The organism is Cellulomonas pakistanensis (assembly GCF_016862755.1).
GTDB classification, from domain to species: Bacteria; Actinomycetota; Actinomycetes; order Actinomycetales; family Cellulomonadaceae; genus Cellulomonas; species Cellulomonas pakistanensis.
Map to the genome: position 1 here is coordinate 43,846 of NZ_BONO01000021.1, position 23,823 is coordinate 67,668.

Annotated in this window: 21 protein-coding genes; 9 read left to right on the forward strand and 12 right to left on the reverse strand. The window is 76.5% G+C overall.

Going from position 1 to position 23,823, the window contains the following annotated elements:
- Window positions 1–64: 64 nt before the first annotated feature.
- The 5 genes from Cpa01nite_RS13610 to Cpa01nite_RS13630 all read right to left on the reverse strand — a co-directional run bounded on the left by Cpa01nite_RS13610 (window position 65) and on the right by Cpa01nite_RS13630 (window position 3,951).
- On the reverse strand, window positions 65–835 hold the full coding sequence (locus Cpa01nite_RS13610) for an ABC transporter permease (protein ID WP_203669290.1): 771 nt from the start codon (window positions 833–835) through the stop codon (window positions 65–67).
- A 1-nt stretch (window position 836) separates the two neighbouring features.
- Window positions 837–1,805, reverse strand: coding sequence for an ABC transporter ATP-binding protein (locus Cpa01nite_RS13615; RefSeq protein WP_203669291.1), 969 nt, complete (start codon window positions 1,803–1,805; stop codon window positions 837–839).
- A gap of 78 nt (window positions 1,806–1,883) precedes the next feature.
- Window positions 1,884–2,654 (reverse strand): hypothetical protein, encoded by a 771-nt coding sequence (locus Cpa01nite_RS13620; protein ID WP_203669292.1) that lies wholly within the window; start codon window positions 2,652–2,654, stop codon window positions 1,884–1,886.
- Entirely contained in the window at window positions 2,651–3,562 is a 912-nt protein-coding gene (locus Cpa01nite_RS13625; RefSeq protein ID WP_203669293.1) for an ATP-binding cassette domain-containing protein, read from the reverse strand. Before Cpa01nite_RS13625 ends, Cpa01nite_RS13620 begins: the two co-directional genes overlap by 4 nt.
- Window positions 3,559–3,951 (reverse strand): GntR family transcriptional regulator, encoded by a 393-nt coding sequence (locus Cpa01nite_RS13630; RefSeq protein ID WP_203669294.1) that lies wholly within the window; start codon window positions 3,949–3,951, stop codon window positions 3,559–3,561. Before Cpa01nite_RS13630 ends, Cpa01nite_RS13625 begins: the two co-directional genes overlap by 4 nt.
- Before the next feature lie 193 nt (window positions 3,952–4,144).
- Between Cpa01nite_RS13630 and Cpa01nite_RS13635 the strand changes: the two genes are divergently transcribed.
- Window positions 4,145–5,083 (forward strand): NADP-dependent oxidoreductase, encoded by a 939-nt coding sequence (locus Cpa01nite_RS13635; RefSeq protein ID WP_203669295.1) that lies wholly within the window; start codon window positions 4,145–4,147, stop codon window positions 5,081–5,083.
- Between the two features lie 70 nt (window positions 5,084–5,153).
- Here Cpa01nite_RS13635 and Cpa01nite_RS13640 read toward each other — a convergent pair whose 3' ends face one another.
- The 4 genes from Cpa01nite_RS13640 to Cpa01nite_RS13655 all read right to left on the reverse strand — a co-directional run bounded on the left by Cpa01nite_RS13640 (window position 5,154) and on the right by Cpa01nite_RS13655 (window position 9,017).
- Window positions 5,154–6,224 (reverse strand): aspartate-semialdehyde dehydrogenase, encoded by a 1,071-nt coding sequence (locus Cpa01nite_RS13640; RefSeq protein WP_203669296.1) that lies wholly within the window; start codon window positions 6,222–6,224, stop codon window positions 5,154–5,156.
- Window positions 6,221–7,495 carry an aspartate kinase gene (locus Cpa01nite_RS13645; RefSeq protein WP_203669297.1) on the reverse strand — a complete coding sequence of 425 codons (1,275 nt, stop codon included), beginning with the start codon at window positions 7,493–7,495 and terminating at the stop codon, window positions 6,221–6,223. The genes Cpa01nite_RS13640 and Cpa01nite_RS13645 overlap by 4 nt, the downstream gene beginning before the upstream one ends.
- A gap of 113 nt (window positions 7,496–7,608) precedes the next feature.
- Window positions 7,609–8,388 (reverse strand): TSUP family transporter, encoded by a 780-nt coding sequence (locus Cpa01nite_RS13650; RefSeq protein ID WP_203669298.1) that lies wholly within the window; start codon window positions 8,386–8,388, stop codon window positions 7,609–7,611.
- Window positions 8,385–9,017, reverse strand: a complete 633-nt coding sequence (locus Cpa01nite_RS13655) for a TetR/AcrR family transcriptional regulator (RefSeq protein WP_203669299.1) — start codon at window positions 9,015–9,017, stop codon at window positions 8,385–8,387. The genes Cpa01nite_RS13650 and Cpa01nite_RS13655 overlap by 4 nt, the downstream gene beginning before the upstream one ends.
- A 111-nt stretch (window positions 9,018–9,128) precedes the next feature.
- On the opposite strand from Cpa01nite_RS13655, the gene Cpa01nite_RS13660 reads away from it, so the two are divergent.
- Both Cpa01nite_RS13660 and Cpa01nite_RS18900 read left to right on the forward strand, forming a co-directional pair.
- The gene (locus Cpa01nite_RS13660; RefSeq protein WP_203669300.1) at window positions 9,129–9,554 is read left to right on the forward strand and encodes an organic hydroperoxide resistance protein; all 426 of its coding nucleotides are present in this window, start codon (window positions 9,129–9,131) and stop codon (window positions 9,552–9,554) included.
- Between the two features lie 205 nt (window positions 9,555–9,759).
- Window positions 9,760–12,333 carry a helix-turn-helix transcriptional regulator gene (locus Cpa01nite_RS18900; protein WP_275406253.1) on the forward strand — a complete coding sequence of 858 codons (2,574 nt, stop codon included), beginning with the start codon at window positions 9,760–9,762 and terminating at the stop codon, window positions 12,331–12,333.
- A gap of 12 nt (window positions 12,334–12,345) precedes the next feature.
- Here the strand turns inward: Cpa01nite_RS18900 and Cpa01nite_RS13670 are convergent, their stop codons facing one another.
- The 3 genes from Cpa01nite_RS13670 to Cpa01nite_RS13680 form a co-directional block, all read right to left on the reverse strand.
- Window positions 12,346–12,924, reverse strand: a complete 579-nt coding sequence (locus Cpa01nite_RS13670; protein WP_373307424.1) for a DUF5063 domain-containing protein — start codon at window positions 12,922–12,924, stop codon at window positions 12,346–12,348.
- 157 nt (window positions 12,925–13,081) lie between these two features.
- Window positions 13,082–13,681, reverse strand: a complete 600-nt coding sequence (gene recR / locus Cpa01nite_RS13675) for a recombination mediator RecR (protein ID WP_147794914.1) — start codon at window positions 13,679–13,681, stop codon at window positions 13,082–13,084.
- Window positions 13,682–13,749: 68 nt separating this feature from the next.
- Window positions 13,750–16,983: a DNA polymerase III subunit gamma and tau gene (locus Cpa01nite_RS13680; protein WP_239068776.1), complete on the reverse strand. Its 3,234-nt coding sequence runs from the start codon at window positions 16,981–16,983 to the stop codon at window positions 13,750–13,752.
- A 155-nt stretch (window positions 16,984–17,138) separates the two neighbouring features.
- Here Cpa01nite_RS13680 and Cpa01nite_RS13685 point away from each other — a divergent pair, with 155 nt between their 5' ends.
- The 6 genes from Cpa01nite_RS13685 (at window position 17,139) to Cpa01nite_RS13710 (ending at window position 23,678) form a co-directional block, all read left to right on the forward strand.
- Window positions 17,139–18,380: a hypothetical protein gene (locus Cpa01nite_RS13685; protein WP_203669301.1), complete on the forward strand. Its 1,242-nt coding sequence runs from the start codon at window positions 17,139–17,141 to the stop codon at window positions 18,378–18,380.
- Window positions 18,373–19,035 (forward strand): hypothetical protein, encoded by a 663-nt coding sequence (locus tag Cpa01nite_RS13690; protein ID WP_203669302.1) that lies wholly within the window; start codon window positions 18,373–18,375, stop codon window positions 19,033–19,035. Before Cpa01nite_RS13685 ends, Cpa01nite_RS13690 begins: the two co-directional genes overlap by 8 nt.
- Before the next feature lie 385 nt (window positions 19,036–19,420).
- Entirely contained in the window at window positions 19,421–20,332 is a 912-nt protein-coding gene (locus tag Cpa01nite_RS13695) for a MetQ/NlpA family ABC transporter substrate-binding protein (RefSeq protein WP_203669303.1), read from the forward strand.
- 600 nt (window positions 20,333–20,932) lie between these two features.
- Window positions 20,933–21,832 carry a MetQ/NlpA family ABC transporter substrate-binding protein gene (locus tag Cpa01nite_RS13700; RefSeq protein ID WP_203669304.1) on the forward strand — a complete coding sequence of 300 codons (900 nt, stop codon included), beginning with the start codon at window positions 20,933–20,935 and terminating at the stop codon, window positions 21,830–21,832.
- A gap of 116 nt (window positions 21,833–21,948) precedes the next feature.
- Window positions 21,949–23,019, forward strand: a complete 1,071-nt coding sequence (locus tag Cpa01nite_RS13705) for a methionine ABC transporter ATP-binding protein (protein WP_203669305.1) — start codon at window positions 21,949–21,951, stop codon at window positions 23,017–23,019.
- A 59-nt stretch (window positions 23,020–23,078) separates the two neighbouring features.
- Window positions 23,079–23,678: a methionine ABC transporter permease gene (locus Cpa01nite_RS13710; RefSeq protein WP_203669335.1), complete on the forward strand. Its 600-nt coding sequence runs from the start codon at window positions 23,079–23,081 to the stop codon at window positions 23,676–23,678.
- The last annotated feature ends 145 nt before the right edge of the window (window positions 23,679–23,823 follow it).

The following is a 23,823-nucleotide window of genomic DNA, read 5'->3' on the forward strand; positions in this document are numbered from 1 at the left end:
CAGCGCGCGCCCAGCCGCCGGGGAGGAGCCGGGGCCGGGCGCGCGCCCTGCGGAGACGTGGGCGTCAGCGCCAGCGGAACAGCCGCCCCGACAGCGGCACCAGGACGACCGTCCAGCCGGCCATCACCAGCAGCTCGCGGGTCGGGAACCCGGCACCCACCCAGCCGTCGAGCAGCGCCTGCGACCCCGCACCGAGCGGCGTCCACACGGCGATGTCCTGCACGACGTCCGGCATGATCGGCAGCGGCAGCCACACGCCGGCGAAGAACAGCGACACGAAGTAGACGGTCATCCCGAACCCGGTCGCCGCGCCGGCGGTCGGGGCGCGCGCCGCGATGAGCGAGCCGACCCCGAACGTCGACGTCGCGGTGAGCAGGAACGCGAGCAGCACCACCGCCGGGTCCTCCGGGGCGCTGACGTCCACCACCAGCAGCCCGACGGCGAGCGTCAGGACCGCCGCCACGAGCAGCGCGCCGACGTTGACCAGGATCTGCGCGACGAGCAGCCGGGACGGCGGGAGCGGCGTCGTGGACAGCCGGCGCAGCACGCCCTGCCCGCGGTACGTGGCGATGTTGATGGGGTAGACCGACAGCGCCACGGTCGCGATCGCCAGCGTGAGCACGACCGGCGTGTAGCCCGTGATGCCGTTGATCTGCGACAGCAGGGGGTCGTCCTCGCTGTACGGCGTCGAGCCCCACGGCATCGCGAGGCCGAGCACCGCCAGCAGCAGCGGCGGGAAGAAGACCGCGAAGAAGAAGTTGCCGGGGTCGCGCAGGGCGAGCCGGCCCTCGACGGCGGTGACCCGGGCGAGCACCCGGGGGCTGGTCGCGGACATGTCAGGCCTCCACTCGGGCGTCGGACGGGGCGGGCGCGGCCTCGTCGGCCGCCGGCGCGCCGGTCAGCGTGACGAACGCGTCCTCGAGGGTGCTGCGGTGCACGCGCAGGTCGTCCGGCCGGACCCCCGCCGCGGCGAGGGCGACCATGACCTCCTGCACCACGTTGCCGGTGCCGCGCAGCGTCACGACGCCGTCCGGCGCGACCTCCACGCTCCCGACGCCGTCGAGCGCCCGCAGCGCCGCCGGGTCGACCGGCGCCGACGGGTGGAACGCGAGCGTCTGCTCGGCGCCGACCCGGGCCGCCACCTCGGCGGGGGTCCCCTCGGCGACGACCCGGCCCGCGTCCACCAGGACCACCCGGTCGCAGAGGCGCTCGGCCTCCTCCATGAAGTGGGTGACGAGCACGATGGTGACGCCGCGGCGCCGCACCCGCTCGACCACGTCCCAGGTGTCCCGGCGCGCCTGCGGGTCGAGCCCGGTCGTGAGCTCGTCGAGGACCGCGAGCTCCGGGTTGCCGACCAGCGCCAGCGCGATGGACAGCCGCTGCTTCTGGCCGCCGGACAGGGCGCGGCACTGGGTGCCGGCCTTGTCGGCCAGGCCGAGGTCGCGGAGCAGCTCGTCCGGGTCCGCCGGGTCGTCGTAGAAGCACGCGTACTCCACGACGGCCTCCCGCACGGTGATCCGGGCGGGCAGCGCGGACTCCTGGAGCTGCAGCCCCACCCGCTCGCGCAGGGCCGCGCGGTCGTGCGCGGACCCACCCGGGTCCAGGCCGAGCACGCGGACGGTGCCGCCGTCGCGCTCGCGGAGGCCGCCGATCATCTCGACGGTGGTGGTCTTGCCGGCGCCGTTGCGGCCGAGGACGCCGACGATCTCCCCCCGGCGGACGGTCAGGCTGACGTCGGCGACGGCGACGGTGCGGCCGTAGCTCTTGCGGAGGTGCTCCGCGTGGATCACGGGTGCTTCCTGCATGACGGACTCTCCTGTCTGGCGGTGCGGTGGCAGAGCAGGGCGGGTGGTGCAGGGCGCGGTCGGCTGCGCCGGGGGTGGTCAGCCGCGCCGCGGCGCGATCGACCGGCGGGTGGCGAGCAGCCAGAAGGCGGCGGCCATGGTGAGCGTGAGGACGGCGGCGACGGTCAGCACCAGGGCGAGCGGCGTGCCCTCGCCGGTGCTGCCGAACAGCTCCGAGAACGGGACCCAGTCGTTCGAGTTGCCGACCAGGACCGTCATCAGCAGGGACGGCCCGGCCGTCAGCGGGAGCGTCAGCGTCCCCCACCAGCCGCCGGCGGCGGCGTACACGGTGCCGACGAGCAGGCCGCTCACGTAGGCGACCACGAACGTCGCCAGGTACGCGACCAGCAGGCTGCCGAACGTCACGTCGGGGTCGAACCAGCCCTGGTCCTGCGGCGACCAGTCCCAGCCCATCGCGCCGTACCAGGCGCGCTCGGCCATCAGCCCGCCGGCCATGAGGAGGGCGAACGCGGCCGCGATCGCGACGACCGCGAGCAGGGTGCCCCGCACGTAGCTGCGCCGGGTCATCCCGCTCGCGACGTGCACCGGCGGGTACGTGGTCGCGACGCCGATCAGCACGGAGAAGGGGAACCACACCCCGCTCTGCCGGGCGAACCAGATGGTCGAGGTGCCGACCTCGCCGAAGGCGTCGACGAGGAGCGGCAGCGCGACGACGACGACCAGGACGATGCCCCAGTACCAGAGCGCGACCTGCCCGAACCAGGCGAGCACGGACACGGCCGTGCGGAGCACCGGGCCCTGCCGTGTGACGGGCCGCGCGGGGAACAGCGGACGGGTGGTGGCGCTCATCGGGCCCTCCCGAGCTCGCGGGCCGCGTCCGCGGCGCCGTCGGCGGTCAGGTGCACGAACAGGTCCTGCAGCGGGACGGGGCCCAGGTCCAGGCCGGCGGCGCGCGCCGCGGCCGCCTCGCCGTCCGCGAGCGCGGCGAGCACCGTGGCCTGCGCGGTGCCGCCCAGCTGCTGCCGGCCGAGGACGGTGCGCCCGACGACGAACCGCTCGACCTCCCGCGCCGGGCCGGTGACGGACACGCCCGTGACCCGCAACGCGTCTGCGTCCTGCGCGAGCAGCACCCGCCCGTGGTCCAGGACGACGACGTGCTCGACCAGGCGCTCGATCTCGCCGATCAGGTGGCTGGACAGCACGATCGTGCGGGGGTGCTCGACGTAGTCCTCGAGCAGCGCGTCGTAGAACGCGTACCGGGAGGGGGCGTCGAGCCCCAGGTGCACCTCGTCCAGGATCGTCAGGTCCGCCCGGGACGCGATCCCGAGGACGATGCCGAACGCCGACTTCTGGCCCCGGGACAGCTTCTGGGGCTTGGCGTCCGGGTCGAGCTCGAACCGGTCCATCAGCCGCTCGGCCACCTCGCGGGAGAACGCCGGCCGGCAGTCCTCGACGAACCGGAGGTTGGTCCGCAGCGTCTCGACGTCGAGCACGTCGCCCGACTCGCGGACCAGCAGCACGCGCGGCAGCAGGTCCTCGTTCTCCCACGGGTCCTCGCCGCCGACCAGCACCGCGCCGGAGGTGGGGCGGCGGAAGGCGGCGGCCACCGACGCCAGCGTCGTCTTGCCGGACCCGTTGCGACCCAGCAGGCCGGTGATCGAGCCCGCGGGGATCGCGACGTCCACGCCGCCGAGCGCGACCTTCCGGCCGTACCGGACGCCGAGCCCGCGGGCCTCGACGCCGAGCGGGGCGCTCACGACGCCGCCCCGTCCTGCTCGGCGCCGGCGGTGCGGGCGGCGTGCGCGCGCAGCCGGGCGATGACGTCCTCGAGCGGGATGCCGAGCGCGCGGGCGTGGTCCGCCACCGGGTCAACGGACTCGGCGAAGAAGGTCTCCCGGCCCTCGGCGCGGAGCCGGTCCGGGGCGCCCGGCGCGACGAACATCCCGACGCCGCGGCGCTTGTAGAGGATGCCGTCGTCGACGAGCTGCGCGAACGCCTTCGCGGCGGTGGCCGGGTTGATGCGGAAGGTGGTGGCGTACTGCGTCGTGCTCATCACCTGCTCCTCGGGCTGGAGGTCGCCGCGCAGGACGTCCTGGCGGATCTGGTCGGCGATCTGCACGTAGATGGGGTCGCGGCCGTCGAACACGGGGCGCCTCCTCTCTCGTGCGGCTGGTCCTCGCCGGTTCTGTGGTTCGTTGCTCCACTAATGAACCATGGAGGCGGGCATCTACGCAAGACGTTCCCGGACGTTCGAAGTCGAAGGGGTTGCTTTGTCTTCGAAGCATGTGTAGCGTCATCGACATCGCTTCGAACCCGAAGCACCTACCCGAGGAGTCACCATGAAGGCAGTGCGGTTCCACCAGACCGGCGACGCGGACGTCCTGCGCTACGAGGACGTCGCGGTGCCGGAGCCGGGCGCCGGCGAGGTGCGGGTCCGGGTCGCCGGCTCCGCGTACAACCCCGCCGACGGCGGCATGCGGGGCGGCTTCCTGCCGATCCCGATCACGCTCCCCCACACCCCCGGCTACGACGTCTCCGGCACGGTCGACGCCGTGGGCGACGGCGTCACCGGGCTCGCGGTCGGCGACGCGGTGGTCGGGTTCCTGCCGATGACGGCGGACGGCTCGGCCGCGGAGCTCGTCGTCGCCCCGGCCGACGCCCTGGTGCCGGCGCCGACCCGGATCCCGCTCGCCGACGCGGCCGGGCTGCCGTCGGTCGGGCTCACCGCCTGGCAGGCGCTGTTCGAGGCGGGCGGCCTCGAGGCCGGGCAGCGCGTGCTCATCAACGGCGCGGGCGGCCCCGTGGGCGGGTACGCGGTGCAGCTGGCGCACCGCGCCGGCGCGCACGTCGTCGCGACGGCGAGCCCGCGCAGCGCCGACCTGGTCCGGGCGGCCGGGGCGGACGAGGTCGTCGACCACACCGCGACCTCGCTGCTGGACGCCGTGACCGAGCCCGTCGACGTCCTGCTCAACCTGGCGCCCATCACCGAGGAGGAGTTCGTCGCCCTCGCCACCCGCGTCCGCGACGGTGGCGTGGTCGTCTCGACGACCCCGCGGGTCCCGACGCCGGACGACGCGGAGCGCGGCGTGCGCGCGGAGACGATCTACGTGCACCCCGACGCGGACGTGCTGCGGCGGCTGGTCGCGCTGGTCGACGCGGGCGAGCTGCGCGTCGAGATCGCCCGGCGGGTGCCGCTGGCCGAGCTGCCGGCGCTGCACGCCGAGGCCGACGCCGGGCGGGTGCACGGCAAGGTCGTGGTGGTCCCGCCGGCCGCGTGACCCGGCGCGTGACGGCGACGGACCCGCCACCCGCTCGCGAGGAGCAGGCGGCGGGTCCGTCGACGTGCGGTCAGGAGGCCGTCGCGCCCAGGCGCGCGGCCAGCAGCTCGGCGACCTGCACCGCGTTGAGCGCGGCGCCCTTGCGCAGGTTGTCGTTCGAGATGAACAGCGCCAGCCCGCGGCCGTCGGGCGCACCCGGGTCCTGCCGGATGCGGCCCACCAGCGACGGGTCGGCACCGGCGGCCTGCTGCGGGGTCGGCACGTCGGCCAGCTGCACGCCCGGCGCGTCGGCCAGCAGCTCGTACGCGCGCTGCGGCGTGATCGGCCGGTCGAACTCGGCGTTGATGGACAGCGAGTGGCCCGTGTACACCGGCACCCGCACGCAGGTGCCGGACACCAGCAGGTCCGGGATGCCGAGGATCTTGCGGGACTCGTTGCGGAGCTTCTGCTCCTCGTCGGTCTCGAGGCTGCCGTCGTCGACGAGGTTGCCGGCCAGCGGGATCACGTTGAACGCGATCGGCGCGACGTACTTCTGCGGCTCGGGGAACGTCACCGCCGTGCCGTCGTGCACCAGGGCGAGGGTGTCCTGCTCCACCGCCCCGCGCACCTGCTCGTCGAGCTCGCGCGCGCCGGCCAGCCCCGAGCCCGAGACCGCCTGGTAGGTCGACACGACCAGCCGGCGCAGGCCGGCCTCCTCGTGCAGCACCCGCAGCACCGGCATCGCGGCCATCGTGGTGCAGTTCGGGTTCGCGACGATGCCCTTGCGCACCTCGTCCAGCGCGCCCGGGTTCACCTCGGACACCACCAGCGGCACGTCCGGGTCCATCCGCCAGGCCGACGAGTTGTCGACCACGGTGACGCCCGCCGCGGCGAACCGCGGGGCCTGCGCCTTCGACGTGGTGCCGCCCGCGGAGAACAGCGCGATGTCCAGGCCGGTCGGGTCGGCCGTCGCCGCGTCCTCGACGGTGATCTCCTCGCCGCGCCACGGCAGCGTCGTGCCGGCCGACCGCGCGGAGGCGAAGTAGCGCATCTCGGCGACGGGGAGGTCGCGCTCCTCCAGCAGCCGGCGCATGACCGCGCCGACCTGTCCGGTCGCGCCGACGACGCCGACCCGCAGGCCCCCGGTGGTGCTCGCGCTCATCGTCCCGTCCCCCCGTAGACCACGGCCTGCTCGTCGGCGCTGTCCAGGTCGAACGCCGTGTGCACCGCGCGCACCGCGTCGTCGAGCTGGTCGGCGCGGGTGACCACGGAGATCCGGATCTCCGAGGTCGAGATCATCTCGATGTTGATGCCGGCGTCCGACAGCGCGGCGAACAGCCGGGCGGACACGCCGGGGTGCGACTTCATGCCGGCGCCGATCAGCGACAGCTTGCCGATCGTGTCGTCGTACTGCAGCGACGTGAAGCCGATGTCGGGCTGGTGCCGGGTCAGCGCGGCGGTCGCGGCGGCGCCGTCCGTGGCGGGCAGCGTGAACGAGATGTCCGTCCGGCCGGTCGACGCGACGGACACGTTCTGCACGATCATGTCGAGGTTGACCCCCGAGCCGGCGACGACCTCGAAGATGCGTGCGGCCTTGCCGGGCACGTCCGGGACGTCGACGATCGTGATCTTGGCCTCGCTGCGGTCGTGCGCGACGCCGGCGATGATCGGCTGCTCCATCGGTGCTCCTTCTTCCGTCGCGGCATCCGTGACCAGGGTGCCCGGGTGGGTCGAGAACGACGAGCGCACGTGCACCGGGACGCCGTACCGGCGCGCGTACTCCACGCAGCGCAGCACGAGCACCTTGGCGCCGCTCGCCGCCATCTCGAGCATCTCGTCGTAGGTGATGCGGTCGATCTTGCGGGCCGACGGCACGATGCGCGGGTCCGCGGTGAACACGCCGTCGACGTCGGTGTAGATCTCGCAGACGTCGGCCTGCAGCGCCGCCGCGAGCGCCACGGCGGTGGTGTCCGACCCGCCGCGGCCGAGCGTCGTCACGTCGTTGGTGTGCTGGGTGACGCCCTGGAACCCGGCGACGATCGCCACGGCGCCGGCGTCGACGGCCTGCTGGATGCGGCTCGGCGTCACGTCGATGATCCGGGCCTTGCCGTGCACGGAGTCGGTGATGACGCCGGCCTGCTGGCCCGTGAACGACTGCGCCTCGACGCCGAGGTTGCTGATCGCCATCGCCAGCAGCGACATCGAGATGCGCTCGCCGGCCGTCAGCAGGATGTCCATCTCCCGCTGCGGCGGCAGCGGGGTGATCTGCTGCGCGAGGTCGATCAGCTCGTCGGTCGTGTCGCCCATCGCCGACACGACGACGACCACGTCGTCCCCCGCGCGCTTGGCCTCCGCGATCCGCTTCGCGACGCGCTTGATGCTGTCGGCGTCGGCGACCGAGGAACCGCCGTACTTCTGCACGATGAGGGCCACGGGAGGGAGCTTCCTGCTGCGGGGTGCGGCCGCCGGGCGGCGACCGCCGGGGTCGGCCGAATTCTAGGCCGCGGCACACCACCCGCCGGCGGGGCGCCCGCATCGCGGGACCGTCAGAGCAGCTCGGCCCCGAGCCGCACGATCAGCACGCTCACCACCACCAGGAACACCACCCGGACGAACCCGCTGCCCCGGGCGACCGCGGTGCGCGCGCCGAGGTACGACCCGATCACGTTGGCGGCGCCCACCATCAGCCCGAGCCGCCACAGCGGCGCGCCCTGCGCGGCGAACACCGCGAGCGCGCCGAGGTTGGTCGCGGCGTTGACGATCTTCGCCTGCGCGGACGCCTCGAGGAACGCGTAGCCGAGCACCCCGACCAGCGCGATGACGAGGAACGACCCCGTGCCGGGGCCGAGCAGCCCGTCGTAGAACCCGATGCCCGCGCCGAGCGCCAGGGCGACCAGCAGGTGCGTGCGGCCCTGCCAGCGCAGCGCGGTGGCCCGCCCGACCCGGGGCCGCGCCACCGTGTAGACCGCGACGGCGACGAGCGCGATCAGGATCACCGGCACGAACACGTCCTCGGGCAGCAGCGACGCCAGCGCCGCTCCCCCACCCGCGCCGACCAGCGCCGCGAGCGCCATCGGCCCGGCGGTCCCGAGGTCCGGCTGCACCCGCCGGTAGTACGTCACCGCACTCACCGACGTCCCCATGATCCCGGCGAGCTTGTTGGTGGCGAGCGCCTGCACCGGGGTGATCCCGGGGACCAGCAGGAGCGCGGGCAGCTGCACCAGGCCGCCCCCGCCCACGACGGCGTCGACCCACCCCGCGGCGAACCCGGCCAGCACGAGGAGCACCACGGTGCCGACCGTGAGCTCGAGGCCCGAGACCGTCACGCGGGACGGTGGGCGGCGACCACGGCCGCGCCCGCGTGCTGCAGCGCGGCCGCGACGGCGCGCGCCCGCTCCTCGCCCCCGACGTACCCGGCGACCATCGCGCCGTCCCGCAGGATCACCAGCTCCTCGGCGGCGGCGTCCGGGTCGGTCAGGCCCAGCCGGCCGAGCAGCGCCGCGGCCGCGCCGACCATCCACCGGCGGTGCTCGGCGACGACGCCCCGCACCGGGTGCGCCGGGTCCGCGTACTCCGCGGCGGCGTTGATGAACGGGCAGCCGCGGAAGCCCGGCGCGCACGACTCGCGGCCGAGCACGTCGGCGTAGCCGCGCAGCACGGCCCCGGGGTCGTCCGGGTGGGCGGCCTCGGCCGCCGCCAGCGCCGCGCGCTCGGCCGCGGCCACGGCGGTCAGGTAGGCGACGACCAGCGCGTCCTTGGTGGCGAAGTGCCGGTAGAACGTCACCTTGCTGACCTCGGCGGCCGCGATCACCCGGTCCGCGCTCACGGCGCGGATGCCGTCGGCGTAGAACAGGCCGGCGGCGGCGCGGAGGATGCGCGCGGCCACGGGCGAGCCCGGGACGTCGCCGGGGGTCGGGTCGGCCAGGAGCTGCCGGGCGAGGCCGGTGGTCGTCATGGGTCTCCCCTCGGCGGTGTGACGTGGTCGCGGAGCCGCCAGTCTGGCACGCGACCGCGGGGTGTGGTTGTCTGGTAGACGAACTAGTAACTCTACCGGGAGGCCCCGTTCATGAGCGCGCTCTACACCGCCACCGCCACCTCGACCGGAGAGGCCCGCGCCGGAGGCCGGGTCACCAGCGACGACGGCGTCCTCGACCTCACGCTCGCCGTGCCCGCCCCCATGGGCGGCCCCGGCGGCGGCACCAACCCCGAGCAGCTGTTCGCCGCCGGCTGGGCCGCGTGCTTCCACTCCGCGCTCAAGGGCGTCGCCGCCGCGGCGAAGACCCCGATCCGGGACTCCGCGGTGGTCGCCGACATCGGCATCCTCCCGAACGGCACCGGCGGCTACACGCTGAGCGCGGCGCTGCACGTCGAGATCGGCGGAGTCGACCAGGCCACGGCCGAGAAGCTGGTCGAGCAGGCGCACCAGGTGTGCCCGTACTCGAACGCCACCCGCGGCAACATCGACGTCCAGCTGGAAACCACGGTCGCCTGACCCGGGCCCCGGGTCCACCGGGCACCGGACGCGGCGACGCGGGCATCCCCCGGGTGCCCGCTCGACGTGTCCAGCGCCCCGTCGACGCCGCCGGGACCCACGGACGGCCGGCCCCTGTTCCCAGGGCTCGGCCCCGCTCTAGGCTGGATCCCGCGGTCAGGGGCGGGCGCACCGGCGCGTCGCGCACCGCGAGGGGGTGCGCCAGGTGCCGACGACGGGCAGCGGCGGCCGGGACGACGCCGCCGCGGCGGTGCTGCGCTGGCTCGGCGCCGGCCGCGACGTCGTCCTGCGGGGCGAGCGCGGCAGCGGCCGGACCGCGACCCTCGAGGCCCTGCGCGCCGACCTCTCCGACCGGCGGCTGACCGGCCTGCTGCTCCGCGCGAGCGGCCCGACGCCGTTCGCGGCCGTCCTCGACCACCCGTCCGCTCCGCCGCGCGCGCCGGACGAGACCGCGCTGACCGCCTGGCTCGCCGACGAGCTCGCCGCGCCGCGCAGCGTCCTGCTCGTGGACGACGCGGACCGGGTCGACCCGGGCACCCTCCGGGTCGTCCGGCGGGCGCTGCAGCGCACCGGCTGCCGGCTCGTCGCCGCGGCCACGGCGGACCCCCTCCGCGCGCCGCCGGGCCCGGTGCGCGACCTCGTCGTCGCCCGGTCGCCCGCCGAGGTGCGCCTCGCGCCGCTCGGGCTCGGGGCGCTCAGCGCGCTCGCGGCCGACTCGCTCGGGGGCACGGCGGGCGCGGCGCTGACGGCCACCCTGCACGCGCAGACGGGCGGCAACCCGGGTGCGGCCGTCGCGCTGCTCGCGGCCGCGCGGGCCACCGGAGCGCTCCGGCGCGACGACGGCCGCCACGTGGACGACGGCCGGTTGGCGTCCGTCCCGGCCGAGGTGGTCGCGTCGCTGCTCCTCGGGGCGCTCGACGAGGAGCGGGTGGACGCGCTCGAGCGCCTCGCGGTCGCCGGTCCCGTGCCGCCCGGCGTCGCGGCGCGGCTGGTCGACCCGGCTCTGCTGGACGACCTCGCCGAGCACGGGCGGGTCGCCGAGCACGACGGCGCCGGCGGGCTGCTCGTCGTCACCCCGCCGGCGCTCGCCCGCGCGCTGCGGGACCGGGTCGGCGCCGCCCGCCGGCGGCGGCTGCTGGCGGCGGCACGCGAGGTGGCCGGGGACGGGCCGGCGGGGATCGAGCCCGCCCGGGCCGACCTCGGCACGCTGCTGGCCCGGGACGCGGCGGGCAGCGCCGACTTCCTGCGCTGGAGCACCCAGGTAGCCGGTGTGGTGCACGAGCGGGCCGCCGCTGCCGAGTCCGCCGCCTGCGCCGCGTGGGTCGCGGAGCCGCGCCTCGGCACCGCGAACGCGTACCTGGCGCTACTGATGCGCCGCCCCGCCCGCGACCGGATCGCGGGCGTGCTCCGCGACACCGCCCGCGCGGCGGCGGACACGGCCGAGGACGACGTGGTGTTCCGGTACCACCGCGCCCGGTGGACGGCGTGGCCCGGGGCCCGCGCGGGCGGGCGGCCGGGGGCCGAGGCGTGGCCGGCCGCGGGGGCCGACCTCGCCGGTCCCGGCGACCCGGGTCCACCGCCGTCGGACGACGACGACGCCGTCGGGCCGCTCCGCGAGCTCGACGACCTCAAGCAGCGCCTGGTCGAGGCCATCCGGGACGGCGCGCCCGCGGAGGCCGTCGCCGCCGCGGACCCCGTCGCCGTCCCCGTCGCCGCGTTCCGCGGGGCGTCCGGGGTGCTGCGCGCGGCGGCGCTCCTGGAGGCCGGCCGGCCGGACCTGGCGCTGGCGGTGCCCGCACGGTCCGCCGACGGAGACGTGGCACCGGGCGCGCCCGGTGACGAGCTCCGGCACTACCGGGCCGCGCTGCACGGTGAGAGCCTGGCTCTGCTCGGCCGGCTGGCCGACGCCGAGCGGCACGAGCACACCCTGCTGAGCGCCGCGTACGACGCCTACGACGCCGTCGGCATCCGGGTGCACGGGGCGGTGCTCGCGGAGGTGCTGCTCTTCGCGGGCGAGGAGGACGCCGCCTGGCGCGTGCTCAGCACCGCGCTGCGCCTCGGTCCCCCGGGCCCCGTCGGGACCACCTTCCACCGGCGGGCCCTCGCGCTGGGCGCCGTGCTCCAGGTCGGTGCGGGGCGCGTCGACCTGGCCCGGGCGCTGCTGCGCGAGCTGGAGGAGGCGCCGCGGGACTACCGGCCCCTGCTGCGCTCGCTGCGCGTCATGGGCGCGGTCGCGCTCGCGGCGGCCACCGGCGACCGCCCCACCGCCACGGAGATCGCCTGGCGCGCCGGTCTGTCGTACGCGGGGGCCGGGCTCCGCCAGCCCGCCCTGCTCACCTGGGCGTTCGCCCCGCCGCCGCTCACCCCGGAACGGGCCGCGACCGTCCGGGCCGCCCGGGCAGACGCGGTCCTGCCGCTGCTCGACCCGTACCTCGACCTGCAGCTCGCGCTCGCCGACGGCGACGAGGCCGCGACCGCCGCGGCGCTGCCGCGGGTGCACCCGCGGGTCGGGCGGTCGCTCGTCGCGGCGGCGCACGGGCTGCTCGGCACCGAGCCGGCGGGCGGCGCGGGTGGCCGACCACCGCGGCCCGGGCGACCCGAGCCGCTGTCCGACCGGGAGCGCGAGGTGGCCGCCCTGGGCCGGGACGGGCTGAGCAACCGGGAGATCGCGGCGCGGCTGCACCTCAGCGTGCGCACCGTCGAGAACCACATGAGCCGCGCGCTGCGGAAGCTCGGGCACCGGTCACGGGCCGACCTCCGGGGGTGGGCGGCGGGCTGAGCGGCGGCGCCCTCAGGGCTGCAGGGCGTCGTACTCCGCCTCGGCGGCCACGTCGTCGTCGACGTCCAGCCGCAGGTGGCCGAGCAGCACCTGCAGCGTGCGCAGGACGCTCGCGGCGCGCTCGCCCCAGGTCGACAGGTACGAGAACTGCCACCACCACAGCGCCTCGAGGACGTGCCCGCGGTCGTGGTGCCGCTGGCCCTGCAGCAGCGAGCCCGCGATCGCGACGAGGTCACCGGACAGCGTGGACGCGGTGACCTCGCCGCCCAGGACCGGGTCGACCACCTCGGCGTACTCATCGACGCCGTCGAGCACCTGCGCCAGGGCGGCGCGCAGCGGCTCGACGTCCGCGTCCGGGCCGACGTCCGGCTCGAACCGGTCGGTCGGCACCACGTCGACGATCGCGCCGAGCCGCGCCCCGACCGCGAGGACGTCCGACACCGCCAGCAGCAGCAGCGGGATCGCGGCGTCGGGGTTCGTCCCGGACGCGACCTCGGTGACCGTCGTGAGGAAGGCCCGGCACTCGCGGGCCGTCGAGTCCGCGACGGCGCGCAGGTCGGCGGCCTCCGGGTCGAGCGCCAGGTCGTCCACCTGGGCCGAGTCGGTCGCCACGCGCAGGTCGTCGTCGGGTGCGGTCACGGGGCCATGCTGCCCCTCCGGGTCGCGCCGCGCCACGCCGACGTGGCCGCGGCGGTCAGAGGGCGGGGCGCCGGTCCGGGCGACCGGCAGGACGGCGGACGGGACGGCGTCAGGCGCTGATGCGGCGCCGGCCCTCGAACGCGCGGCCGAGCGTGACCTCGTCCGCGTACTCCAGGTCGCCGCCCACCGGCAGGCCGGACGCCAGGCGGCTGATCGTCAGGCCCATCGGCACGAGCAAGCGCGCCAGGTAGGTGGCCGTCGCCTCACCCTCGACGTTCGGGTCGGTCGCCAGGATCACCTCGGTGACGGTGCCGTCCGCCAGCCGGGTCATGAGGTCCTTGATCCGCAGGTCGTCCGGCCCCACCCCCGCGATCGGGTTGATGGCGCCGCCGAGCACGTGGTACCGCCCGCGGAACTCGCGGGTGCGCTCGATGGCGACGACGTCCTTCGGCTCCTCGACCACGCACAGCACGGCGGGCGAGCGGCGCGGGTCGCGGCAGATCCGGCAGAGGTCCTCCTCCGCCACGTTCCCGCACTGCACGCAGAACCGGACCTTGGCCTTGACCTCGGTCAGCGCGTCGACCAGCCGGCGCACGTCCGTCGGGTCCGCCGCGAGGATGTGGAACGCGATCCGCTGCGCGCTCTTGGGACCGACGCCGGGCAGCCGCCCGAGCTCGTCGATCAGGTCCTGGACCGCGCCCTCGTACACGCCCCCAGCCTACGGCCCGGCGCCCACACGACCGCGCGGGCGCTCCGGGACGCCGCGGCGGGCTCGGGTCAGTACCCCTCGTCGACGATCTCCTCGATCACCGTCGCGCTGAGCGCCTGCGCCAGGAGCGGGATGCCGGACAGCCCGCTGGAGCCGATGTCCGGGTCGTCCATCGACGGCTCGTCGTCGGCCCAGGACACGCGCGGCGCGGCGGCTGCGGCGGTCGCGCCGCCGGCGGCCGCGGCCCGGGCGGCCGCGCGGACGCGGTCGGCGCCGCTGGGCTGCGCGGACGGGGCCGTCGGGGCCGGGCGGGCCGGCGCCGGGGCGCCCGTCGCGAACGGGTCGGGGCCCGGGTCCGGCGGGAGGTCGCGGGCCCAGTCGTCGTCCGGCGGCTCGGGCGCGCCCGGGTCGTCGGGGTGCGGGTCCCACGGCGGCGGGGCGCCGGGGTCCGTCGGTGCGGGGCGCGCGGCGGGACGGCCCGACGCGGCCGACCCGGACGCGCGGTCAGCGCGGCCGGGCGCCGCGGGGGCGTCGGACGGGGCGTCGGGGGTCGCCGGACGGTCGGACGCGACGGAGCGGTCGGACGGGCCGGAGCCGTCGGACGGGCCGGCGGACGCGCCGGAGCGGCCGGGACCGGCGAGCTGGTCGGAACCGGCGCGCTGGTGGGAACCGGCGGGCTGGTCAGGACCGGCCGGCCGGTCGCCGGCGGGCGCCCCGGTGGGGCGGTCGTCGACGTCGCCGGGGCGGGGGTCGGCGCCGCGGTCCTCGACGGCCCGCGGGTCGGTGGCGCGGTCGTCGGCGTCGGGTCCGCCGGGACGCGCGTCGGCCGCACCGCGGTCGACCGGGGAGGGGCCGCCCGACGACGCACCGGCGCCCGTGCGCGCGGGCCCGTCGTCCTCCTGGGCGGCCGCCGCGTCGTCGCTCTGCCGGCCGGGTTCGTCGCCCGTGGCGCGCGAGCCGGGGATCGGGGCGACCTCGGGCCAGCCGTCGGCGGACACGGCGGGCGCTGCCGCCGTCGTGCGACCGGCGGCGGGCGTCGCACCCGGTGCCGCGTCCGCGCCCGCGTCGGCACCGCCGGGACGGCCGTCGGCGGGGCGCGCGGCAGCGTCGTGGCGGGCGGACCCGTCGGGTCGGGCGGCAGCGTCCGGACGGGTGTCGGCGTCGGGCCGCGCGGACCCGTCGGCGGCCGCCGCCCCCCGGGGCTCCGTGGTCGCGGAGGCCCAGGGGTCCGCCGCGTCGGGCTCCTCGTCCGCGGGCGCGTCGACGCCGCCGGCACCGCCCGCCGCGCCGCCGTGCGGCGTCCGCGGGGACTCCACGGGGCTCGGCACCGGGGCCGGGCGCGCCGCGGGCGCGTCCCAGGACGCCGCGGCCTCGGCGGCGGACGGCGTCGCCGTGCGACCGGGCGTCGTCGGCGCGGCCGGGCCCCCGGCGGGCCGGCCCGCGGCCGGGCCCGGGGCACCGGCGAGCACCGGCTCGACCTTGACGGTGAACCCGAGCGTCTCGCGGACGGCCTGCTGGACGAGGTCGGCGTGCGACCCGGCGCGGAACGCCGACGCCAGCCCCGGGGCACCGAAGCCCAGCTTGAGCGTCGTGGCGTCGAGCTCGACGACCTGCGCGTTCTGGCTGATGAGCACCCAGGTCGTCTTCTTCAGCCGGCCGAGGGTCTCCAGCACCTCCGGCCAGCGGCGGCGCAGCATCTCGGTGTCGCCGCCGCCCGGGGCGCCGGCCGGGCGCTCGGCGGGCGCGACCGGCTCCGCGGTCGGCACGTCGTGCGGCACGGGGGCGTGCCCTGCGGCGGCCGGCTCCGCGGGTGCCGCGGGCTCGGCGGCCACGGGCTCCGCGGTCGCGCGCTCGGCCGGGGCGGCGTCCGGCTCGGCGACCGCCGGGGCGGCGTCGACCGTGCCCGCCGCGGGCAGGTGCGCGCCGTCGGGCGAGGTGGCGTCCGCGTCGGCGGCCGGTGCCGCGACCTCGGGCACCTCCGGCTCCGCCGCCCGCAGCGTCTCCTCCGCGGCCCGCACCTCGGGCGCGGGGGCGGGCGGCGGCGTCACGACGGCCACCCGCTCCACCGGCGTGCTCGGCGCGAACGCCGACGCTGCGGCGGGAGCGGCCGGCGCGACGGCGGGGGCACCGGCGCCCGCCACCCGCACGCCCTCGCGCTCGAGCCGGTCCACCCGAGCCCCGATCCCGGCGGCCGAGTCGTCGAGCGCCGGCAGCAGCAGCCGGGCCATCAGCAGCTCGAGGTGCAGCCGCGGCGAGGTCGCGCCGGTCATCTCGGACAGCGCCGCGTTGACCAGGTCGGCGGACCGGGACAGCTCGGCGGCGCCGAGGTGCGCCGCCTGCTGCTGCATCCGGGCCATCTGGTCGCCGGGCACGTCCCGCAGCACGGCGGCCGCCGCCTCGCCCGAGGCGGCGAGCACGATGAGGTCGCGGAGCCGCTCCAGCAGGTCCTCGACGAACCGGCGCGGCTCGTGGCCGGTGGAGATGACCCGCTCCACGACGCGGAACGCGCTGGCGCCGTCGCGGGCGGCGATCGCCTCGACGAGGTCGTCCAGCAGCGAGGCGTGCGTGTACCCGAGCAGCGCGACGGCGTCCTCGTACACGAGCCCGTCGGGCCCGGAGCCGGCGATGAGCTGGTCCAGCACGGACAGCGAGTCGCGGACGGACCCGCCGCCGGCGCGCACGACGAGCGGCAGCACGCCGGAGCCGACGGTGACGCCCTCCGTCGTGCACAGCTGGTCCAGGTACCCGACCATCACGTCCGGCGGCACCAGCCGGAACGGGTAGTGGTGCGTGCGGGACCGGATGGTGCCGATCACCTTGTCCGGCTCCGTCGTCGCGAAGATGAACTTCACGTGCTCCGGCGGCTCCTCGACGATCTTGAGCAGCGCGTTGAAGCCCTGCGGCGACACCATGTGCGCCTCGTCGAGGATGAACACCTTGTACCGGTCGCGGGCGGGCGCGAACGTGGCGCGCTCGCGCAGGTCGCGCGCGTCGTCGACGCCGCCGTGGCTGGCCGCGTCGATCTCGACCACGTCGAGGCTGCCGGGGCCGCCGCGGGCCAGCTCGACGCAGGACGGGCACACGCCGCACGGGGTGTCGGTCGGGCCCTCGGCGCAGTTGAGGCAGCGCGCGAGGATCCGCGCCGACGTCGTCTTGCCGCAGCCGCGGGGGCCGGAGAACAGGTACGCGTGGTTGGTCTGCCCCGAGCGCAGCGCCTGCCGGAGCGGCGCGGTGACGTGGTCCTGGCCGACGACCTCGGCGAAGGTCTCGGGCCGGTAGCGGCGGTACAGGGCTGTCGTCACCCCAGAACTCTAGAGGGGACGGCCGACATCCCGGGACCCCGCCGGCCCGCCCGAGCACGGGCCTGGAGGGGCCAACCCGGGCCGCGGACGCCCGATCGGGTGAGGCGGTCCGGAGGGCCGGACGGACGCACCGCCGAGGGTCCACCGTGGTGCGCATGGCGGAGGCGCGCGTGATGTCGGACGAGGTGCGGGTGCTGCTCGACACCGAGGTGCACGTGCACTACGGGTTCCTGGACCTGCTCCCGTACGGCGCGGACCCCACGTCGGGCCACCAGGCGTACGCCGGGCAGGCCAACGGCCTGTGCGGCGCGCGGCGTCCCGGCGCGCTCTCCCTGCGGACCGGGACGCACACGGGCCCGGTGCCGGTCCGCATCGAGGCGCACCTGACCCGGCCCGAGGTCCCGGATGGCTGGCAGGACGTCGTCGAGGTGCCGTTCACGCCCGCCGGTCCGCGGTACGCGCTGAGCGCATTCGACTCAGCGGAGAACATCGAGGTCCCGGCGGAGGTGGGCCGCGCCCGGTGGTGCGCCGACCGGATGGACGACGGGTACGACGGCGCCCGGATGGACGACGACCCCGTCACCGACCGCTACCTGCTCCAGCTCTGGCCCGCCCCGCCCGCGCCCGAGGCGGTCGTCCGGACGTCGTCCCGCAGGTCCGCGTACTGGGCCGGCGTCGCGCGCGACACGTACCCGGTGGCCCTGGAGCCGGCCCGCGCGTGGGTCGAACCGAGCCGCGAGGAGGCGATCCGGCGGCTGCGCGCGGAACGGGACCGCAGACTGCGCGGGCCACGGCCTCGGGGCGCTGCGGTGACCGCGCGGCCGCGGCCGGCCCCGTCCTCGGACGACGCGGGCCGCGCCCGCCCGGTGCGCCCGGTGCGCCCGGGCCGCCCGGACCTCCCCGGGGACCGCCCCCTCGTCGCCGGGCCGCCGACCGCCACCGCCCGCACCCCGTTCGACCGGGGCGCCTGGCGCGCCCGGGAGGAGTGGCTCGCCACCGCCTTCCCCGAGCTGGCGGCGGAGCTCGGCGCAGCCTCCGCGCCGGCGCAGCGCGCGGTCGCGGCGTGGGCCGCCCGGCGGCTCGCGGTCGCCGCCGGCGTGCTGGCGGACGCGGACGTCGAGGCCCTGCTCGACGCCGTGCGCGACGGCCGCGCCGCCCCGGCGGTCGACCGAAAGGAGCTGACGCGGCGCCTGGTCGGGCGACCCGAGCCGCGGCGCGCCCGGGCACGTGCACGACGGCACGGGCCCGGTCCCGGCGCCGGACGTGCCGTCCGCCCCCCGGGCGGCGGCGCTGCGGGCCGTGGCCGCCGCGGTCGACCTGCCACCTGCGCGAGCCGCCGTCGACGCCGTCACCGCCCTCGTCCGGCAGGCAGGCGACCGCGTCCGCACCGTGGGTGACGTCACCGACCGGCTGCGGGCGGCGGCCCGCGGCACCGTGCCGGACGAGGAGCGCGCCGGACCGAGCGACGCCGACCACGCGCGCCTCGCGGACGAGCGCGCACGCGGCGCGCAGGCGGGCGCCGGCGCGCGCCAGGCCGCCGTCGACCGCCTCACCTGGGGTTCTGCGCGCCCGTCGGACCGGCTGCGGGCCATCCCGGGGAACACCGCCTGGCTCGCCCAGCACGACCTCGAGCTCGCCGAGCGCCTCGCGGGCGCCGAGGGCCCGGCTCAGCGCGCCGTGGCGGTGGCGGTCGCGCGCCGGGCCGCCGGCCGGGCCGCCATCGCGGAAGACTCGGAGATCGCCGCGGCGCTCGATGCGGCGGTCGGCGGGCGCACCGACGCGCCGCCGGACCGCGAGGCGCTCTGGCGGCGGTTGTTCCCGGGACCGGTCACCGCCACCGTCCTCGCCGTCGAGCACGGCTCCCCCGGCACCCCCGCCGCGCGGCCACCGCTGCACCCGGTCGCGGTCGCGCTCGACGCCGTCCTGGCCGCGACGCTCCCCGACCCCGCGGCGGCGGCGGTCGGAGCCGCCGCCACGGTCCTGCTGGCGGGCAACGAGCCGGCCGCGGAGGCGGCGGCGATCCGGGCGGACCTCGACGCCGCGCACGCCTGAGGCAACCGCGCCCGATACCACGTCCCATATACTGGACGCTCTGTTCCATCTTGCGAGACGCCTCGCTAGGTTCGCCGACATCGCGGACCACCGGTCCGCCCCGGACGCCCGAGGAGGAGGCAGCACGATGCGCCAGCGCGCCACGACCACCTGCCGCCCCTCGATGTGCGCGCCCGCGCAGGCCGTCGCCTGTCGCTGTACCCCCGCGGCCTGACCGCGCGGAGCACCGCCGGGCGCGAGCCCTGCCGCCCCCACCGGGCACCGCCCCGCGGCCACGCCGCACCCGCGCCGCCGTGCGACCGCACCGCCGCGCCCCCCCCCGACCCCGCGCAGCCCCCCCGACCCGGCGCGTCCCCCGCCGGGCCCACCCGAGAGGCACACCCCCATGAAGCGCACCCTGACCGCCTGGATCGCCGCGATCGCCGCCACCGCGTCGCTCGCCGCCTGCGCGTCCGGCGGCGGCGAGAGCTCGGCCGGCGCGACCGCGACCGCCGACGCGGACAACCGCGTCACGGTCCGGGTCGGCGTGACCGACAAGGCCCAGGAGTACTGGACGACGTTCACCGACCTCGCCGCGGAGGAGGGCATCGACGTCGAGCTGGTGAACTTCACCGACTACACGCAGCCGAACCCGATCCTCAGCTCGGCGGACCTGGAGCTGAACCAGTTCCAGCACCTGCTGTACCTGGCGAACTACAACGTGAACTCCGACGACGACCTGCAGCCGATCGGCTCCACGGCGATCTACCAGCTCGGCCTCTACACGACCAAGGGCTACGCCTCCCCCGAGGACGTCCCCGAGGGCGCCGAGATCGCTATCCCGAACGACGTGGTCAACCAGGCCCGCGCCCTGCTGGTGCTCCAGTCGGCCGGCCTGATCTCGCTGGTCGACGGCGGCAACGCCTTCTCGACGCCCGCCGAGGTCGACGAGGCCGCGTCGAAGGTGACGGTCGTCCCGGTCGACGCGAACCAGACCGCGGTGCAGCTGCAGACGCTGGACGGCGCGATCATCAACAACAACTTCGCGACCGATGCCGGCATCGACCCGACGACGGCCATCTACTCGGACCTCGAGGACACCGACACCGCGCGGCCGTACCTGAACCTGTGGGTCGCCCGGGCCGAGGACGCCGACAACCCGGTGTACTCCCAGCTCATCGACATCTACCACTCGCCGGAGGTCACCGACCAGCTGGTGGAGGAGAACGGCGGCACCGCGGTGATCGAGGACGTGCCGGCCGAGGAGCTGCAGGCCGACCTGGCCGAGCTCGAGGACCTGGTCCGCGAGAACGCCTGAGCGCCCATGGCGCACCGGACACCCTGAGGGCGCACGCGTTGTCGTGCGCCCTCGTGGTGTCCCGTGCGCCGTCGGCGTGCCCGGCCCGCGCCCGCTCGGTGGCGGGACCGCGGGGGCGGTGGCAGCGTGTGCGCCACGGCCCCACCCGGGTGCCGTGAGACCCGCGGATGCGGCACTCCCGGCGGGTGCTAGGGTCGCCCGCGTCCGCCCCACCCAGGGACAGGAGTCGAGTACGTGAGCACCCACGCCGCCACCGAGCGCCGCGCGCAGCCGATGCGCGCCACGGCCGGGGCGTCCTGCGGTCTCATGTGCTGCTGTCAGCTGATGTGCTGACGCTGCACCCTCGCAGCACGGCCCTCCCGCGGCGGACGTCCCGCCCGGCCCGACGCTCCTGACGAGCCGACCGGCCCGACCGGACTCCTCAGCGGCCCCGACGCCCCGGCGGCGCACGCCGCACGGCCCGGAGCCCGCCGCCGGACGACCACCCCGGCGCCGCGGCCCCGTCGCACGCCATCGCCCCGCGGGCCCGGCCACCGGCTCGCAGACGGGCAGGCCACGAGCCGAGCCCGACGACAGGATCCACCGGAAGGCAGCACGACCATGAAGCGCAGACTGACCGCCGCCCTCGCCGCCCTCGCCGTGGGCGCCCTGGCCGCCTGCTCCGGCGGCGAGCCCGCGGCCGCGCCGACCGCCGCGGACCCGGACAACCCGGTGACCGTGCGCGTCGGCGTGACCGACATCAGCAAGGAGTACTGGCAGACGTTCACCGACCTCGCCGCCGAGGAGGGCATCGAGGTCGAGCTGGTGAACTTCACCGACTACCAGCAGCCGAACACCGTGCTCAGCGAGGGCCAGCTGGAGCTGAACCAGTTCCAGCACCTGCTGTTCCTGGCCAACTACAACGTCAGCGCGGACGACGACCTCGCCCCGATCGGCGCGACGGTCATCTACCAGCTGGGCCTGTACACGACCAAGGGCTACACCTCGCCGGACGAGATCCCGGACGGCGCCGAGATCGCCATCCCGAACGACCCGACGAACCAGGCCCGTGCCCTGCTCGTGCTGCAGTCGGCCGGCCTGATCGCGCTGCAGGACGGCGGCAACGCGCTGTCCACCCCCGCCGAGATCGACACCGCGGCGTCCCGCGTGAGCGTCGTCCCGGTCGACGCGAACCAGACCGCGATCCAGCTGCAGGACCTGGACGGCGCGATCGTGAACAACAACTTCGCCGCCGACGCGGGCATCGACCCGACGACGGCGATCTACTCCGACCTGGAGGACACGGAGACGGCCCGCCCGTACGTGAACATCTGGGTCTCCCGCGCCGAGGACGCCGACAACCCGGTGTACGCGGAGCTCATCGAGATCTACCACCGCGACGAGGTCATCGGCCAGCTCCTGGAGGAGAACCAGGGCACCGCGGTCGAGCAGGACCTCAGCCCCGAGGAGCTGCAGGAGAGCCTGACGGAGCTCGAGGACCAGGTCCGCGACGCCGGCTGACGCACCACCGCGCGCCGGGCGGCCCGAGGTCGCCCGGCGCGCGGACGCCCGCCGGCGCGTCGCCGGCACCCGCCACCCGCACCCGCGGGCGACCCCCACCCCAGGACGGTGACCCGATGACCGCGATGGTCTCCCTGCGCGACGTGTCGAAGGTGTTCGACGGGGCATCGGGCCCCGTCCGCGCCGTCGACGGCGTCACGCTCGACATCGAGCGCGGCGACGTGTTCGGCGTGATCGGCTACTCCGGCGCCGGCAAGAGCACGCTGGTCCGGCTGATCAACGCGCTCGAGACCCCGACCTCCGGGCAGGTGGTCGTCGACGGCACGGAGCTCACCGGGCTGAAGGAGCGCGGCCTGCGCCCCGCCCGGGCCGGGATCGGCTTCATCTTCCAGCAGTTCAACCTGCTGAAGTCGCGCACCGTCGCCGCGAACGTCGCGTACCCGCTCAAGGTGGCGAAGTGGCCGAAGGCGAAGCGCGAGGAGCGCGTGCGCGAGCTGCTCGAGTTCGTCGGCCTGTCCGACAAGGCCAAGCAGTACCCCGACCAGCTGTCCGGCGGCCAGAAGCAGCGCGTCGGCATCGCCCGGGCGCTCGCCACGTCGCCCGCCCTGCTGCTCGCGGACGAGGCCACCAGCGCGCTCGACCCCGAGACCACCAAGGACGTGCTCGACCTGCTCCGCCGGGTCAACCGCGAGCTCGGCGTGACGATCGTCGTCATCACCCACGAGATGTCCGTCGTGTCCTACCTGTGCCACAAGGTCGCGGTGATGGAGCACGGCAAGGTCGTCGAGCAGGGCGACGTGTACCGCGTGTTCGCGGAGCCCGAGCAGCCGGTCACCCGCCGGTTCATCGGCGCCGCGTTGCACGACCGCCCGCGCCCCGACGTGGTCGCCCGGCTGCGCGAGCGGCACGCCGGCCGGATCGTCACGATCGCGATCCGGGAGAGCGAGGCGACCGCCGACATCATCGTCACCGAGCGGCTGCGCGCTCACGGGATCGACGGGCACGTCGTGTTCGGCGGCATCACCGAGGTGAACTCCCGCCCGCTCGGCTCGCTCACCTTCGCGCTGGGGGGCCCGGACGCCGCGATCGACGCGTTCCTCGCCGACCTGCGCGCGCACACCGAGGTGGTCGAGCACACCCCCGACGGCGACGACGCCGGCCCCGCGACGAAGGAGGTGGGCGCGTGAACAGCAACGGCGTCAGCCTGTGGCCCGAGCTCTGGCAGGCCCTCGGCGAGACCCTGCAGATGGCGATCGCCGCCCTGGCGATCGGCGGCCTCGCCGGCCTGCTCGTCGGCATCGCGCTCTACGTGACCCGCGCGGGCAACATCCTGGCCAACCGGCCGGTGTTCCTCGTGCTCAACGTGCTGGTCAACATCATCCGGCCGATCCCGTTCATCATCTTCATCACCGCGGTCCGGCCGCTGACCCAGGCGCTGACGGGCGCCTCGTACGGCGTCGAGGCCGCGATCCCCGCGCTCGCGATCATGGCGACGTTCGCGACCTCGCGGATCGTCGAGCAGAACCTCGTCGCGCTCGATCCCGGCGTGATCGAGGCGGCGCGCGCGATGGGCGCCGGCCCCATGCGGATCATCGCGACCGTGATCGTCCCCGAGACGCTCGGCCCGCTCATCCTCGGCTTCACGTTCCTGTTCGTCGGCATCGTCGACATGACGGCGGTCGCGGGCGCGATCGGCGCCGGCGGCCTCGGCGACTTCGCGATCGTCTACGGGTACCAGCGGTTCAACGACGTGGTCACGTGGACCGCCGTCGCGGTGATCGTGGTGATGGTCCAGCTCGCCCAGTTCCTGGGCAACTACCTGGCCCGCCGCGTCATGCGCCGCTGACGCGCGTCGTCGCCGAGCACCGCGCCCGCGCCGCCCCCACCCCGGGGAGCGGCGCGGGCGCCGTCGTCTCCACCGAGGTCGGGCCCTCCGGCCGAGGTCGGTGGTTGCAGGCACCGACCTCGGCGCGGACCACCGACCTCGGCGG